This window comes from Rhodococcus oryzae, from assembly GCF_005049235.1.
Taxonomy (GTDB): domain Bacteria; phylum Actinomycetota; class Actinomycetes; order Mycobacteriales; family Mycobacteriaceae; genus Rhodococcus_G; species Rhodococcus_G oryzae.
Genome location: NZ_SUMD01000007.1, coordinates 71476 through 86294, shown reverse-complemented (window position 1 = coordinate 86294; position 14819 = coordinate 71476). Strand labels below are relative to the sequence as shown.

General features: G+C 70.5%; 14 protein-coding genes and 1 riboswitch. Of the genes, 7 read left to right on the top strand and 7 right to left on the bottom strand.

Going from position 1 to position 14819, the window contains the following annotated elements:
- The first annotated feature begins 9 nt into the window (after window positions 1-9).
- Both FCG67_RS15830 and purB read left to right on the top strand, forming a co-directional pair.
- On the top strand, window positions 10-639 hold the full coding sequence (locus FCG67_RS15830) for a TetR/AcrR family transcriptional regulator (protein WP_136910691.1): 630 nt from the start codon (window positions 10-12) through the stop codon (window positions 637-639).
- A 61-nt stretch (window positions 640-700) separates the two neighbouring features.
- Window positions 701-2122: an adenylosuccinate lyase gene (gene purB / locus FCG67_RS15825; RefSeq protein ID WP_136910690.1), complete on the top strand. Its 1422-nt coding sequence runs from the start codon at window positions 701-703 to the stop codon at window positions 2120-2122.
- A 62-nt stretch (window positions 2123-2184) separates the two neighbouring features.
- Here purB and FCG67_RS15820 read toward each other — a convergent pair whose 3' ends face one another.
- Complete coding sequence (locus FCG67_RS15820; RefSeq protein WP_136910689.1) at window positions 2185-2604, bottom strand: MarR family winged helix-turn-helix transcriptional regulator; 420 nt, start codon at window positions 2602-2604, stop codon at window positions 2185-2187.
- An 87-nt stretch (window positions 2605-2691) separates the two neighbouring features.
- Between FCG67_RS15820 and FCG67_RS15815 the strand changes: the two genes are divergently transcribed.
- Window positions 2692-4548 (top strand): ABC transporter ATP-binding protein, encoded by a 1857-nt coding sequence (locus FCG67_RS15815; RefSeq protein WP_136910688.1) that lies wholly within the window; start codon window positions 2692-2694, stop codon window positions 4546-4548.
- Here FCG67_RS15815 and FCG67_RS15810 read toward each other — a convergent pair.
- The gene (locus FCG67_RS15810; protein WP_136910687.1) at window positions 4489-5964 is read right to left on the bottom strand and encodes an FAD-dependent oxidoreductase; all 1476 of its coding nucleotides are present in this window, start codon (window positions 5962-5964) and stop codon (window positions 4489-4491) included. The genes FCG67_RS15815 and FCG67_RS15810 overlap by 60 nt on opposite strands.
- A 110-nt stretch (window positions 5965-6074) precedes the next feature.
- Between FCG67_RS15810 and FCG67_RS15805 the strand changes: the two genes are divergently transcribed.
- Both FCG67_RS15805 and FCG67_RS15800 read left to right on the top strand, forming a co-directional pair.
- Window positions 6075-6527 (top strand): HIT family protein, encoded by a 453-nt coding sequence (locus FCG67_RS15805; protein WP_136910686.1) that lies wholly within the window; start codon window positions 6075-6077, stop codon window positions 6525-6527.
- Between the two features lie 8 nt (window positions 6528-6535).
- Complete coding sequence (locus FCG67_RS15800; RefSeq protein ID WP_136910685.1) at window positions 6536-7546, top strand: 1-aminocyclopropane-1-carboxylate deaminase/D-cysteine desulfhydrase; 1011 nt, start codon at window positions 6536-6538, stop codon at window positions 7544-7546.
- A gap of 4 nt (window positions 7547-7550) precedes the next feature.
- Here FCG67_RS15800 and FCG67_RS15795 read toward each other — a convergent pair whose 3' ends face one another.
- The 5 genes from FCG67_RS15795 to FCG67_RS15775 are packed head-to-tail and all read right to left on the bottom strand — an operon-like array spanning window position 7551 to window position 11434.
- Window positions 7551-7844 (bottom strand): Rdx family protein, encoded by a 294-nt coding sequence (locus FCG67_RS15795; RefSeq protein WP_136910684.1) that lies wholly within the window; start codon window positions 7842-7844, stop codon window positions 7551-7553.
- Entirely contained in the window at window positions 7841-8593 is a 753-nt protein-coding gene (locus FCG67_RS15790; RefSeq protein WP_136910683.1) for a (2Fe-2S) ferredoxin domain-containing protein, read from the bottom strand. Before FCG67_RS15790 ends, FCG67_RS15795 begins: the two co-directional genes overlap by 4 nt.
- Window positions 8590-9402 carry an ABC transporter ATP-binding protein gene (locus FCG67_RS15785; protein ID WP_136910682.1) on the bottom strand — a complete coding sequence of 271 codons (813 nt, stop codon included), beginning with the start codon at window positions 9400-9402 and terminating at the stop codon, window positions 8590-8592. The genes FCG67_RS15790 and FCG67_RS15785 overlap by 4 nt, the downstream gene beginning before the upstream one ends.
- Window positions 9399-10457 carry a FecCD family ABC transporter permease gene (locus FCG67_RS15780; RefSeq protein WP_136910681.1) on the bottom strand — a complete coding sequence of 353 codons (1059 nt, stop codon included), beginning with the start codon at window positions 10455-10457 and terminating at the stop codon, window positions 9399-9401. Before FCG67_RS15780 ends, FCG67_RS15785 begins: the two co-directional genes overlap by 4 nt.
- Window positions 10454-11434, bottom strand: coding sequence for an ABC transporter substrate-binding protein (locus FCG67_RS15775; RefSeq protein ID WP_246045105.1), 981 nt, complete (start codon window positions 11432-11434; stop codon window positions 10454-10456). The genes FCG67_RS15780 and FCG67_RS15775 overlap by 4 nt, the downstream gene beginning before the upstream one ends.
- A 31-nt stretch (window positions 11435-11465) precedes the next feature.
- Window positions 11466-11650: riboswitch (cobalamin riboswitch) on the bottom strand.
- 67 nt (window positions 11651-11717) lie between these two features.
- Here FCG67_RS15775 and FCG67_RS15770 point away from each other — a divergent pair.
- Window positions 11718-12611: a phosphoribosylaminoimidazolesuccinocarboxamide synthase gene (locus FCG67_RS15770; protein ID WP_136910679.1), complete on the top strand. Its 894-nt coding sequence runs from the start codon at window positions 11718-11720 to the stop codon at window positions 12609-12611.
- Window positions 12612-12648: 37 nt separating this feature from the next.
- The gene (locus FCG67_RS15765) at window positions 12649-14787 is read left to right on the top strand and encodes a S9 family peptidase (RefSeq protein ID WP_136910678.1); all 2139 of its coding nucleotides are present in this window, start codon (window positions 12649-12651) and stop codon (window positions 14785-14787) included.
- Window positions 14788-14819: the final 32 nt, after the last annotated feature.

Sequence of the window (14819 nt, the reverse complement as noted above, 5' to 3'; positions counted from 1 at the left end):
ATGGGCCGGGTGTCTTCCGCGGCGACTCCCAAGGGCGAACGACGCCGGATGGCGCTCGTCGAGGCCGCGGCCGACCTCATGCTCGAGGGCGGGTTCGAGGCGGTCCGCCATCGGGCGGTGGCGCAGCGCGCCTGCCTGCCGCTCGCGTCGACCACCTACTACTTCGATTCCCTCGACGACCTGATCGCGCGGGCGGTGGAGCTGAGCGGCAGCCGGGAGATGGACGCCATGCGCGCCCGGATCGACCAGATCACGCAGACCGACCGCGACTCCGCGGCCGTCGTCGAGCTGATCATCGAGCTGTTGGTCGGTCCGATCGAGGGCGTCACGCGGGAACACCTCATCGCCAGGTACGAGTGCTTCATCGCGTCCGCGCGGCATCCCCAGCTGCACGAGGTGCAGAAGCGGCTGCGGGTCCGGTTCGACGATGCCCTCGGTGAGGTCTTGCGCCGGTCCGGACGGCAGGTCCGGCAGGAGGGACTGCGCAGGCTGATCTGCGTGGTGGACGGGGCCATCGTCGGAGCGCTGAGCGAGTCCGACCCCGACCCCGAGCAGCTGGCAAGGGAGATGCTGTCGGACGTCATCGAGGTCGCGGCGCCGCCGCTCCCGCCGCTCCAGCCGGAGGAGCCGGAGCTGTAGCCGCGCGCCCCGGGTGGCGCGGCTGCCGGTCCCGCAGGCGGCGGCCGTAAACTGGGCGCTCGTGAGCCGCATCCCCAACGTCCTTGCCAACCGATACGCCAGCCCCGACCTGAGGGAGCTGTGGTCGCCCGAGCACAAGATCGTGCTGGAGCGTCAGCTGTGGCTGGCGGTGCTGCGGGCGCAGGCCTCGCTCGGCATCGACGTGCCGGAGGAGGCGCTCGCCGACTACGAGCGGGTCCTCGAGCAGGTGGACCTCGACTCCATCGCGGACCGAGAGCGGGTGACCCGGCACGACGTCAAGGCACGGATCGAGGAGTTCAACGCCCTCGCCGGACACGAGCATGTGCACAAGGGCCTGACCAGCCGCGACCTCACCGAGAACGTCGAGCAGCTGCAGATCTTCCGTTCGCTCGAGCATGTGTACGCGCACGGCGTCGCGGTCGCCGCGCGGCTCGCGGAGAAGGCCGCCGAGTACTCGTCGCTGGTGATGGCGGGTCGCAGCCACAACGTCGCCGCGCAGGCCACCACCCTCGGCAAGCGTTTCGCCTCCGCCGCGGACGAGATGCTGGTCGCGCTGACCCGCCTGCGCGAGCTGATCGACCGGTACCCGCTGCGGGGCATCAAGGGCCCGATGGGCACCGCCCAGGACATGCTCGACCTGCTCGGCGGCGACACCGAGAAGCTCGACTTCCTCGAGGCGAAGGTCGCCGAGCACCTCGGCTTCGCGCACGTGCTGACCAGCGTCGGCCAGGTGTACCCGCGCTCGCTGGACCACGACGTGCTGTCCGCGCTGGTCCAGGTGGGCGCGGGCCCGTCCTCGTTCGCGCACACCATCCGCCTGATGGCGGGCCACGAGCTGGTCACCGAGGGCTTCCAGCCCGGCCAGGTCGGCTCGTCGGCGATGCCGCACAAGATGAACACCCGCTCCTGCGAGCGCGTCAACGGACTGCAGGTCGTGCTGCGCGGCTACGCGTCGATGGCCGCGGAGCTGGCGGGCGCGCAGTGGAACGAGGGCGACGTGTTCTGCTCGGTGGTCCGCCGGGTGGCGCTGCCGGACGCGTTCTTCGCGATCGACGGACAGATCGAGACCTTCCTGACCGTGCTCGACGAGTTCGGCGCGTACCCGGCGGTGATCGAGAAGGAGCTCACCCGCTACCTGCCGTTCCTGGCCACCACCAGGATGCTGATGGCCGCCGTGCGCGCGGGCACCGGCCGCGAGACCGCGCACGAGGTCATCAAGGAGCACGCGGTCGCCGTCGCGCTGGCGATGCGCGAGGACGGCCGCGAGCCGGACCTGCTCGACCGCCTGGCCGCCGACGACCGCTTCCCACTGGACCGCGCGCAGCTGGACGCCGCGCTGGCCGACAAGTCCGCCTTCATCGGCGCGGCCGAGTCCCAGGTGGCCACGGTGGTCCGCCGGGTCGGTCTGCTGGTGGAGCAGAACCCCGAGGCGGCGAAGTACTCGCCGGCACCCATCCTCTAGGCGGCTTCGCTGCCCGTGCGCGGTTGACGAGTGTCTGGACTCGTCAACCGCGCACAGGCGCGTCAGCGCAGTTTGTCGAGGATGCGGCGCAGCTCGGCGCGATCGTGCTCGTCGAGCGCCGCGAAGAAGTCCTCGGCGTCGTCGGCTCGCGCCGTCTCGAGTTCGCCGATGATGCGGCGGCCGGCCTCGGTCAGGCGGACGCACGTGGCACGCCGGTCGGCGGCGTCCGGGACCCGTTCGGTGAGCCCGCGTTCCTCGAGCCTGTCGACGACCTCGGTCGCGGACCGCGGCGCGATGCGCAGCGCCTTCGCGACGTCGCCGAGCCGAGGATGCCGGTCGGTGTCGCGGTAGATCACCTGCAGCGCGCGGTATTCGTGCGGCGACAGTTGCCAGGGCTCCAGTGCGACGAACCAGCGTCGGCGCAGGGCGCGGGCGCTGGACATCAGGAGATCCCGGAGGGTGTCGGGGCGCTGCTGGTCCATGGTGGTTAGGCTACCTCACTTGACAGGAACCTCATAGTGAGGGAACCTCAGTATGTCTTCCCCCGACATACCGAGAGGGGTGGTTGTATGACAAGCCCCCGAAGCGGCGAGCCCGGACCGGGTTCCCGCTCACGCAAGATCGATCCCGCCGACCGCGCCCAGCTGGCCGAGTCGCCGGTGAGCCTGCGGCGGATCGGCGCCCTGTTCTCGCCCTACCGCCCGCAGATCGCGGTGGTCACCGTGCTGATCATCGCGGCCTCCGCCGTCTCGCTGGCCAACCCGTTCCTGGTCCGCGCCGTCATCGACAAGGCCATCCCCGACCAGGACGTCACGCTGCTGGTGTGGGCGGTGATCGGCATGCTCGCGGTGACCGTCGTCGGCTCGGTGCTCGGCGTCGTGCAGACCTGGATCTCGACCACGGTCGGCCAGCGCATCATGCACGGACTCCGGACGCGGGTGTTCGCGCACCTGCAGCGGCAGTCGCTCAGCTTCTTCACCCGCACCAGGGGAGGGGAGATCCAGTCCCGCCTCACCAACGACATCGGCGGCATGCAGACCGTGGTCACCTCGACCGCCACCTCGATCGCCTCGAACGTGACCACCGTCGTCGGTACGGCCATCGCGATGGCCGTGCTGAGCTGGCGGCTCTCGCTGCTCTCACTGATCGTGCTGCCGCCCGCGATCTGGTTGACCCGCAAGGTCGCCCGGATGAGACGGGAGATCACGGCACAGCGCCAGCGCACCCTCGCCGACATGCAGACCCAGATCGAGGAGTCCCTCTCGATCAGCGGAATCCAGCTCGGCAAGACGCTGGGGGCGGGCCCGGCGATGTCGGAACGCTTCGCGGACACCTCCCATGTCCTCGCCGATCTCGAGGTCAGGTCGCAGCTCTCCGGCCGCTGGCGGATGGCCACGATGAACATCGTCTTCGCCGCCATCCCGGCGCTGCTCTACCTCGCGGCCGGCCTGCCGGCGACGTCCGGCGGCATGACGATCGGCACCCTGGTCGCCTTCACCGGGTTGCAGGCGGCGCTCTTCAGGCCGCTGATGAGCCTGCTCGACGTCGGTGTCTCGGTGACCAGTTCGCTCGCCCTGTTCAGTCGAATCTTCGAGTACCTCGACCTTCCCGTCGAGATCGACGATCCCGAGCACCCCGTGCACCTGCGACGGGAGGACGTGGCGGGCGCGGTTCGCCTGGCGGACATCTGTTTCCGCTACGAGGGGTCGGACCGGAACGCCCTCGACTCCGTGAGCATCGAGGTGCCCGCCGGGTCCTCGCTCGCCCTGGTCGGCGAAACCGGTTCGGGCAAGACCACTCTCGCCTCCCTGGTGGCGCGCCTCCACGACCCGAGCATGGGTTCGGTGCGCATCGACGGGGTCGATCTGCGGTCGATTCCGCTGGCGGAACTGTCCGAACTGGTCGGCGTCGTATCCCAGGAGACGTACCTGCTGCACGCCACCATCCGCGAGAACCTGCGGCACGCCAGGCCCGACGCCACCGACGCCGACATCGAGGCGGCGGCGCGCGACGCCCAGGTGCACGAGCTGATCGCGTCCCTGCCCGACGGCTACGACACCGTCGTCGGCGCGCGCGGTCACCGGTTCTCGGGCGGCGAGAAGCAGCGCATCGCGATCGCGCGCACCCTGCTGCGCGACCCGCGGGTGCTGATCCTCGACGAGGCGACCAGCGCGCTGGACAACGAGACCGAGCGGGCCGTGCAGGCCGCGCTCGACACCGTCAGCCGGGGACGCACCACGATCACCATCGCGCACCGGTTGTCCACGATCCGCGAAGCGGACCAGATCGTCGTGCTCGATCGTGGACGCGTCGCCGAACGCGGCACCCACGCCGAACTGGTCGAGCTCGGCGGTAGGTACGCGGCGCTACTGGCGCGTGGCGGCGGCCACGCCGGCGCGGCGGCCGAAGAACGTGCCGTCGCCTAGCGACGTGCCGCTGATGTAGCCCCAGGAGTGCAGCCCCGAGGTGGCCCGGCCTGCGGCGAACAGCCCCTGGATCGGGTCGCCGTCGAGGTCGAGGACCTGGCCGTCGACGGTGGTGCACAGCCCGCCGATGGTGAACACCTCCGCGCCGCCGCGGCCCGCTTCGCCGTACTCCGGCGGGGCGATGCCGCGCTGGACGTCGATCGCGGCGAACGGCGACTGCAGCGGTCGCAGCCACGTCGCGGACTTGTGGAAGTACGGATCCTCGCCCTCGGCGGCGTGCCGGTTGTACTGGCCGACGGTGGTGACCAGTGCGCCGGGCGGCATGCCGATCTGCTGCTCCAGGTCCTCGAGCGTCTCGGCCACGAAATGCGGTTGCACGCCCCAACGTTCGTTGACCGGCACCTCCTCATAGGCCTGCTCGTCGAGGATCACCCATACCTTCAGTCCGTGCTTGTACAGTGCTGCCTGCCCGACCAGGCCGGGGTAGACGTCCTCGTTGATGAAGCGCTGGCCGACGCTGTTGACGATCATGCCGCGCACCATCATCCCGGGGATCAGCGAGATGCCGACCTGCCCGGCCGACATGTGCTTGACGGCGGCGCCGACGGCCTGGGCCATCACGATGCCGCGGCCGTCGTCGCCACCATCGCTGTTGACGCCGAGCCCCACCAGCTGCGGGGCGTGCTGCGCGACCATCTCCGCGTTGTCGGCGAATCCGCCGGTGGTGAGCACCACGCCACGGCGCGCCCGGTAGGTGTAGGTCTTGCCGTACTGGCGGGCGGCCACACCCACCACCCGGCCGGCCTCGACGATCAGCCGGGTCGCGTAGGTGTCGGTGTGCACCGCCGCGTCGGTGGCCGTGACGGCCTCGGACAGCTTGTGCATCAGGACCTTGCCGCCGAACCCGTCCGAGGTGACCCGGTGTCCGCGGGGCGCGGGCCTGGCGAGCTCCGCGAAGGGATAGGAGTTCTCGCCCATCCACATCAGGCCGTCGTCGGTCGGCGGCACCCAGGTGGGGGAGTTCCACAGCGACGGCTTGAACGGCACGCCGTGGTCGACCAGCCACTGGTAGTGCGCGACGCTGTCCCGGCTGTAGAGGCCGACCTTCTCCTTGTCGGCGTCGGGCCCGAGGGCAGCCAGCAGGAACGCCTCCATGTCCTGCGCGGAGTCCTCGAATCCACAGGCCCGCTGGATCTCGGTGCCGCCGCCGAGGTACATCTCGCCACCGGACAGCGCCGACGATCCGCCGCCGCCACTCGCCTTCTCCAGGATGACGACCTCGGCGCCCGCTGCCGTCGCCTCCAGGGCCGCGGCCGCGCCCGCGCAGCCGTAGCCGACGATCAGGACGTCGGTCTCGTGGTCGAAATGTTCGACGTCGCCCGCATCAAGGGGCGCCACCGGATTGCCTGCGCTCATGTCGCAACTCCCATCCACTGTCGGTGGGCATACCCTAGGACCGCCGCGCCGGCGCGAGAAGGGGATTGCCCGTCAGCCGGGAGGGCTTGTGGGGCTTATCATCAATCCCCATGAGCCACTGCATATTTTGTGCCATCATCGCGCGCGAGGCGGAGGCGAGCCTCGTGTACGAGGACGAGCACACCGTGGCGTTCATGGACATCCGCCCGTTCACCCCTGGCCACCTGCTGGTGGTCCCGAAACGGCACGCGTCGGGGCTCGCGCAGCTCGACCCACAGGACGGGGGCCGGATCTTCGCCGTCGGCCGGCGATTGGCGGCCGCGTTGCGGGACAACGGCACCGGCGCGGCGGGCCTGCCCGCCGACGGCCCGCGCGCCGACGGGGTGAACCTCTTTCTCGCGGACGGCGCCGTCGCCGGCCAGGAGGTCTTCCACGTGCACCTGCATGTCATCCCGCGCACCTCCGGCGACGGTTTCGGTCTCCGCGGCCGCCCCGTCTCCGCACGCCGGCCGGATCTCGACTACCTGGCCGGTGCGCTCCGCCGCCGGCTCGACTCGGTCTAGGCGATCACATGGACCAGACGACCGGCCCCGCGCTGCACCGGCTCTTCCCGGAACTCGAGGCGACCCTCCCGTACCGCAGGCTCGGCTCCGGCCCGACCCCGATCACCCACCTGGACGGGCTGGGCCCGGCGAACCGGCTGTGGTGCAAGGACGAGGGCGTGTACGGGGCAGGCGGCTGGGGCGGCAACAAGGTGCGCAAGCTGGAGTGGATCATCCCGGACGTCCTCGCCCGTGGCTCCAGGCAGATCTTCAGCGTCGGCGGCCAGGGCACCAACTGGGGGCTGGCGACCGCGCTGTACGCCCACGAGTTCGGCATCGACACGGCCCTGGCCCTGATCGATCAGCCGATGGACGAGCATGTGCACGCGCAGCTCGAACGGCTGCGGCGCTCCGGTGCCGCACTGCATTTCACCCGGACCAAGTCCCGCACGATCGCGGCGGCGCCGTGGCTGTTGCTGCGGCACGCGCGCGGCGGCCGCCTGCCCTACTTCCTGCCCGCGGGCGGATCCTCGCCGCTCGGGACGCTCGGCTATGTGGAGGCCGCGCTGGAGCTGGGCGCGCAGGTCGAGGCGGGCGTGATGCCGGAGCCGACGCACGTGGTGACCCCGGTGGGCTCGGGCGGCACCGCCGCCGGGCTGCTGCTGGGACTGCGCCTTGCCGGCCTGCGCACCCGGGTGGTCGGGGTGGTCGTCAACGACACCCTGCCGCTGGCCGAGCGGGACCTCGTCGGGCTGGCGCGCAAGACCGCGCGGCTGCTCACCCGGCGCGGGGCCGCGCTCGGGCCGGTCGAGTTCGAGCCGGGAGCGATCACGGTGACCCGCGACTGGCTCGGGCCCGGATACGGGTACGCCACGCCCGAGGGGTCGGCCGCGGAGCGGATCGGCGCGGACCACGGGCTGACCCTCGATCCCGTCTACACCGCGAAGGCACTCGCGGGCGCGCTGGCGATGGACGCGGACGGCGCTCTTGGCGACGGGCCGGTCCTGGTGGTCGACACCTACGGCCCGCGGGGGGACTGAGCGATCAGTCGCCGCGACCGCGGTCCGCGTGACCCAGATCTCGCTCCGGCGCCACCACGTCGCGCACGCGTTGCTTGAGCGTGACGATGTCGGGAAAACCGCTGTCGCGCTTGCGGTCCCACAGCAGGTCATCGCCGACCGCGATCCGGAAGACGCCGCCGGTGCCCGGTATCAGCGCCACCTCGCCGAGATCGGTGCCGAACGTGTTCAGCAGTTCCTGCGCCATCCAGCCGGCCCGGAGCAGCCAGTTGCACTGAGTGCAGTAGGTGACGGTGACGCGGGGCGCGGCGGTGGTCATGCCTCCAGGGTGACAGACGACCGCCGCGCACCGCTCCATTCGGTGATGGGCCTGCCCTCGACCAGGTGCTCGTCGACGAACCGTTCGACCCGGTCGGCGCAGAGTTCCGCGTACCAGGAGTTGTCGGGATACACCGCCACGACGGGCGCCTGCGAGCACGGGAACAGGCAGCCGGTCTGGGTGACGAGGACGTCGTCGTCGCCCAGGCCACGGGCCTCGAGCGCGCTGTCCAGTGCCTGCGCGGCCTCCGGTCCGCCGCGGGCCGAGCAGCGCGGACCCCGGCACACCAGGACGTGCCGAGCGAAGCCCGGCACCTCGTCCCACGCGGGGGAGGTCAGGGGAGCGGTGGTGGTGCGGGCAGGGGCGGTGGGGCCCGAGATCGCGGCGTCGAGCAGGTCGACGTACGTGTCGGTGTCGCTCAGCGGCCCGGCGAGGCGGACATCGGGGGCATCCGGTCCGCGCTCGCGCAACCAGTGTCCGATGACGCGGCGGAACCACGCGTCCATCTTGCGGTCCAGCACCGTCTGGGCGCTGACCACCACGACCTCGGCGGCGCCTGCCGCGACCGCCTCGTCGAGCGCCGTGGTGACGGATGTCCCCGAGCCGCCGAGCACCGCCGTCACGAAGACGGTGTCCGGGTGCCGGTCCCGCAGCACTCGCAGCGCGCCGAGTACCTGGTCGCGGGGATCGGCGCCGCGGTCGGTTGGCGCGGTGACGATCACCCATCGATTCCGCTGAATCGTGTTCACGAGAAAGACCTTTCGGCGGTGGCATCGACGGTGCCGCACAGCACCACCAGCGGTCGCCCTGTCCGTGGATGGGGCTGCACCAGGGCGTCGAGGCCGTACACCTCCGCGAGCAGCTCGGCGGTCAGCACCGACTCCGTCGGGCCCTCGGCGACCACCCGTCCGTCGCGCAGCACCACCAGGTGATCGCAGTACATCGCGGCCAGGTTCAGGTCGTGCATCGCGGCCACCGTTGTCAGTCCCCTGGCCCGGATCAGTTCCAGGAGTTCGAGCGAAGCCGAGACATCGAGGTGGTTGGTCGGCTCGTCCAGCAGCAGCACGCAGGGGCGCTGCGCGAACGCCCTGGCCAGCTGGGTCTTCTGCTTCTCGCCGCCGGACAGGCTCTGCCACAACCGGTGTCGCAGATCGGTTATCCCGGCCGTCGCGAGGCATTCGGCGACGAGTTCGCCCGTGCCGCGTGCGGCGGGGCGAGCCCAGCCGCCGCGCTGCGGGATGGTGCCGAGTTCGACGATCTGTTCCACCGTCAGGTCCAGTTCGGTGGCCGAATGCTGTTCCACCAGTGCGACGGTCCGCGCGAACTCGCGCCGGTTCATCGCGGTCGCCGGTTCGTCACCGAGCAGCACCCGTCCGCTCTCGGGACGCTCGAGCCGCGCGATGGCCGACAGTAACGACGTCTTCCCCGAGCCGTTCGGACCGATCAGCCCGGTGACCTGTCCGGCCGGGGCAGTGCATGCCACCCGGTCGAGGATCCGACTTCCCCCGGCCGACCAGGTGACGTCCTCGACCCGGATCTCCGGAGTGTGGTGGCTCATGCGCGGGCCCCTTGGCGTCGGAGCAGCCACACGAACGCGGGCACCCCCACGATGGCGGTGACGATGCTGATGGGCAGTTCTCGCCCCGGCATGACGGTGCGGGCGGCGATGTCGGCCCACACCAGCAGCAGCGCACCGATCAGCGCCACCACCGGGAGCAGGCGCGCGTGCAGTGGCCCGACGAGCATGCGGGCCGCGTGCGGCACCACCAGCCCGACGAACCCGATGATGCCTGCCTGCGCGACCAGCGCCGCCGTGCACAGCGACGCCACCACGTACAGCACCCAGCGGGAGCGCTCGACGTTGGTGCCCAGGCTCGCGGCCGCACGCTCACCGAATGCGAACGAGTCCAGCACCCGGCTGTAGGCGAGGACGATCGTCATCGTCACCGCGACGACGACCAGGATGCCGACCAGACCGGACCAGCGCACGCCTGCCACCGAGCCGAGGGTCCAGCTCAGCACCCGGTGGGCGGCGTCCCGGTCGCCGAACAGCACCAGCGCCGAGGTCAGCGCCGCCGCCAGCTGCCCCACCGCTATCCCGGCGAGGACGAGCCGACCGGGCAGCAACGCCCCGGACCGGGACGTCGCGATGAGGAACACCAGCAGCAGGCTCCCGATGGCGCCGAGGAATGCTGCCGTCGAGACGGCACCGAATCCGAGGGCACCCACCGCACTCGCGCCGGTGGTGAGCGCCAGGACCGCGCCCAACGACGCGCCCCCCGACATGCCGAGCAGGTAGGGGTCGGCCAACTGGTTGCCGGTCAGCGACTGGAGCACCGCGCCGCACAGGGCGAGCCCCGCGCCGATAGCCGCGGCCGCCAGCACCCGCGGCAACCGCAGGTCGACGACGATGTGCGTGGTCAACAGGTCGGTGCCGGGGCCGATGCCGAACCGTCCGGCGATCGACTCGACGACCGTGCCGATCGACAGGTCGGCCGCGCCGATCGCGACCCCGGCCGCGCAGCTCAGCGCGAGCAGGGCGACCAGGATCACCGACCATGCGGTGCTGGTCGTGGTGGCTGCCCGGGCGGGGGCCCGGGTGGACGCGGTCACGCCCCGTCGCCGCCCAGCTGCCCGGCGACCAGACTCGCGCCCTCGATCGTGCGCGGACCCGGCGTGGTCGTCGAGAACGGGAGGACGACGAAGGCGTCCTCGCGCACGGCCTTCAGGTCCTTCAGCGCCGGGTCGCCGCGCAGATAGTTCTTCTTCTCCTCGGCCGTGTCCCATGAGGCGTCGGCGAGCACGATGACGTCCGGGTTCGCGGCCAGCACCGTCTCCCAGCTGCCGTCGGCCCAGGATCCGTCCGTGCCTGCGAAGACATTGGTGCCGCCGACCGCGTCGATGATCAGCTGCGGCCCACCGGCATTGGCCCCGACGTATGGCGTCGTGGTGTTGCTGTCGTACCAGAAGATGCTCTTGCCCTTCGCGGGTGCCGCCGCCTCGATGCCGGTCAGCGTCTCGCGCATCTGCGCGACCACGGCGTCGGCCTCGTCCTCGCGGCCGAACATGATCCCGTAGTCGGTGATCTCGGTCGCGATCGAATCCCAGGCGACCGCGGGTCGCTTCGACTTGTCCTTGCAGCCGAAGGGGGAGACATAGGTGGCGATGCCGAGGTCGTCGAACGACTCGTGCGAGCCGACCGCCTTGTCGTCGAACGCGCTCGAGTACGACGCCGTCACCAGGTCGGGCTTGGTCTCGAGCAGGGCCTCGCGGCTCGGGAAGTCCTTCTCGTCGAGAGCCGGGACCTCGGCGTACGCCGCCTGCCATTGGGGGGCGATCGTGTCGTCGAGGTAGGCGGTGCCCGCCATCTGGCCCTTGGCGCCGATCGACAGCGCGGTCTCGGTGGCGCCCTGGTTGAGGGTGACGCCCCGTTCGGCGGGCCCGCTCAAGGTGACGGTGCGGCCGCAGTTCTCGAGGGAGATGGTCGCGGCTTCGGAGTTCGACGATCCGCCGCACGCGGACAGGGTGAGGGCGGCAGCGAGCGACGCTGCGGCTGATGCGATGACTCGGTGTGAAACAGGGGTGCGCAAAGCGACCCGCCTTCCATGACTCGTGGAAAACATGCAGGTATGCGTCACGGCCGGTCTCCTGGCTCGGCAGGGATGGCCGCCGGCTACGCCTTCCCGGACGCTTGCGCATCCAGTGGCTGGGGTAGACCCCGAGTAGCCGACGTACCTGCTCACAGTGGCGAGTACCGCGCCGGCTTTGCACCGGACTTCCCGAACACCGCGACAACGGTTGCAGGATAGACCAATGCCCGCGCTGGGCGATCGCCCGCGAATCGGCGGGGGAGTGACCGGATAGGGTGCCGGTGTGCGCCCCTCACTCAGCGACTACACCCACCTGGCCGGCGGCAAGGTCCGCGACCTCTACACGATCGACGACGAGCACCTGCTGCTGGTCGCGAGCGACCGGATCTCCGCCTACGACCACGTGCTGAGCACCCCGATCCCCGACAAGGGGCGCGTGCTCACCGCGATGAGCGTGTTCTTCTTCGAGCGGCTCGGCGGCACCAACCACCTGGCCGGTGCGCCCGACGACGAGCGGATCCCGGCCGAGGTGCTCGGCCGCGCCCTCGTGGTGCGCAAGCTGAACATGGTGCCGGTCGAGTGCGTGGCCCGTGGCTACCTCACCGGATCCGGGCTCGCCGACTACCAGCGCACCGGCGCAGTCTGCGGCGTCGAGCTGCCCGAGGGCCTCGTCGAGGCGAGCAAGCTGCCCGAGCCGATCTTCACCCCGGCCACCAAGGCGGTGCTCGGCGAGCACGACGAGAACGTCGACTTCGCGACCGTGATCGATCAGCTCGGTCAGGAGTTGGCGATCAAGCTGCGCGAGGACACCCTCGACATCTACTTCCGGGCGGCCAGCTTCGCCGCGGACCGGGGCATCATCCTGGCCGACACCAAGTTCGAGTTCGGCCTCGACGCCGACGGCAACCTGGTTCTCGCGGACGAGGTGCTCACCCCTGACTCGTCCCGCTACTGGCCCGCCGAGGGTTACGAGCCGGGCCGGGTGCAGCCGAGCTTCGACAAGCAGTTCGTCCGCAACTGGCTCACCGGCCCGGAGTCCGGCTGGGACCGGGCGAGCGACACGCCCCCGCCGCCGCTGCCCCAGGAGATCGTCGACGCCACCCGGTCCCGGTACATCGAGGCCTATGAGCGCATCTCCGGGCTCTCCTTCGACGACTGGGTCCAGACCCCGGTGTAGCCGTCACGCCGCGGCACGCACCGCCTAGGCTGGCGGCATGACTTCGTCCGTCACCCCGGTCAGCAGCCCCATCGCAGCCCCGGTCGCCAAGAAGGTCCCCCTCGAGCGCACCCATCACGGCGACACCTTCGTCGACAACTACGAGTGGCTGCGCGAGAAGGACGACCCCGAGGTGCGCGCGTACCTCGAGGCGGAGAACGCCTACACGGAGCAGCAGACCGAGCACCTCGCGCCGTTGCGGGAAACGATCTTCCAGGAGATCAAGGCTCGCACCCAGGAGACAGACCTGTCGGTGCCGTCCCGGATGGGCCAGTGGTGGTACTACTCCCGCAGCTTCGAGGGCAAGCAATACGGCGTGCAGTGCCGATGCCCGATCTCCGGCCCGGACGACTGGACGCCGCCGGTGCTCTCCACCGACACGGAGATCGAGGGCGAGCAGGTGCTGCTCGACAGCAACCTGCTCGCCGAGGGGCACGACTTCTTCTCCCTCGGTGCGTTCTCGATCACCCTCGACGGGCATCTGCTGGCGTACTCCGTGGACACGGCGGGCGACGAGCGGTACACCCTACAGTTCAAGGACCTGCGCACCGGTGAGCTGCTCGCCGACGAGATCCCCGGCACCGCGCCCGGCGCCACCTGGTCGGTGGACAACGAGCACGTCTTCTACATGACGGTGGACGAGGCCTGGCGGCCCGACACCGTCTGGCGGCACAAGTTGGGCACCGCGCAGTCCGAGGACGCGCAGGTCTTCCACGAGCCGGACGAGCGGTTCTGGGTCGGCTTCGGGTCCACCCGCAGCGAGAAGTACCTGATGATCTGGATCGGCTCCAAGATCACCTCGGAGATCCGCTGCCTCGAATCGGACGACCCCGAGGGCGAGTTCCGGGTGGTGCTGCCCCGCGTCGACGGCGTCGAGTACAGCGTCGAGCACGCGGTCGTCGCGGGCGAGGACCGGTTCCTGATCCTGCACAACGGCGACGTCGACGGCGTCAAGGCGGAGAACTTCACCCTGGTCGACGCCCCGGTGGCCGACCCAACCGACCAGCGCACCCTGCTCGCGCCCCGCGAGGACGTCCGGCTCGAGGACGCCGAGGCGTTCGCCGGTCACCTGGTGCTGAGCTACCGGCGCGAGGCGCTGACCCGGCTCGCGGTGTGGCCGTTGACCGCGGACGGCTACGGCGAGCTGCGCGAACTCGAGTTCGACGAGGAGCTGTACTCGGTCGGCGCCGGGTCCAACCCGGAGTGGACGGGTCCGCTGCTGCGGCTGGGCTTCACCTCGTTCATCACGCCCAGCCGGGTCTACGACTACGACGTGGTGACCGGCGAGCTGATGCTGCGCAAGTCGCAGCCGGTGCTCGGTGGCTACGACCCCGACGACTACGAGCAGCATCGGGATTGGGCCACCGCGGCGGACGGGACCAAGATCCCGATCTCGATCGTGCAGCGCAAGGGAGTGACCGCGCCCGCGTCGATGCTGCTCTACGGCTACGGGTCCTACGAGTCCAGCATGGACCCGGGCTTCTCGGTGGCCCGCCTCTCGCTGCTCGACCGCGGCGTGGTGTTCGTGGTCGCGCACGTGCGCGGCGGCGGCGAGATGGGCAGGCACTGGTACGACAACGGCAAGATGCTGACGAAGAAGAACACCTTCACCGACTTCGTCGACTGCGCCCGGCATCTCATCGGCGCGGGCCGCACCACGCCCGCGCAGCTGGTCGCGGACGGCGGCAGTGCCGGTGGACTGCTGATGGGGGCGGTCGCGAACCTGGCGCCGGAGTTGTTCGCGGGCATCCTGGCGAACGTGCCGTTCGTCGACCCGCTCACCTCGATCCTCGACCCCTCGCTGCCGCTGACGGTGATCGAATGGGACGAGTGGGGAAACCCGTTGGCGGACAAGGGCGTCTACGAGTACATGCGGTCGTACAGCCCGTACGAGAACGTGGCGGCCAAGGACTACCCGGCGATCCTCGCGATCACCAGCATCAACGACACCCGGGTGCTGTACGTCGAGCCGGCCAAGTGGGTGGCCGCGCTGCGGGCGACGAAGACGGGTGACGCGCCGCTGCTGCTCAAGACCGAGATGAGCGCCGGACACGGCGGCGTCAGCGGCCGTTACGAGAAGTGGAAAGAGGTCGCGTTCGAGTACGCCTGGGTGCTCGCCACGGTCGGCGCGATGTAGTCGTTCGCGGCGCGAACAACTACATTCATCCC

What these genes read in the sequence shown, in the direction of transcription:
- FCG67_RS15820 (WP_136910689.1), bottom strand. Translation starts at nt 2,604, where the DNA reads ATGGACCAGCAGCGCCCCGACACCCTCCGGGATCTCCTGATGTCCAGC.
- FCG67_RS15815 (WP_136910688.1), top strand. Translation starts at nt 2,692, where the DNA reads ATGACAAGCCCCCGAAGCGGCGAGCCCGGACCGGGTTCCCGCTCACGC.
- FCG67_RS15810 (WP_136910687.1), bottom strand. Translation starts at nt 5,964, where the DNA reads ATGAGCGCAGGCAATCCGGTGGCGCCCCTTGATGCGGGCGACGTCGAA.
- FCG67_RS15805 (WP_136910686.1), top strand. Translation starts at nt 6,075, where the DNA reads ATGAGCCACTGCATATTTTGTGCCATCATCGCGCGCGAGGCGGAGGCG.
- FCG67_RS15800 (WP_136910685.1), top strand. Translation starts at nt 6,536, where the DNA reads ATGGACCAGACGACCGGCCCCGCGCTGCACCGGCTCTTCCCGGAACTC.
- FCG67_RS15795 (WP_136910684.1), bottom strand. Translation starts at nt 7,844, where the DNA reads ATGACCACCGCCGCGCCCCGCGTCACCGTCACCTACTGCACTCAGTGC.
- FCG67_RS15785 (WP_136910682.1), bottom strand. Translation starts at nt 9,402, where the DNA reads ATGAGCCACCACACTCCGGAGATCCGGGTCGAGGACGTCACCTGGTCG.
- FCG67_RS15765 (WP_136910678.1), top strand. Translation starts at nt 12,649, where the DNA reads ATGACTTCGTCCGTCACCCCGGTCAGCAGCCCCATCGCAGCCCCGGTC.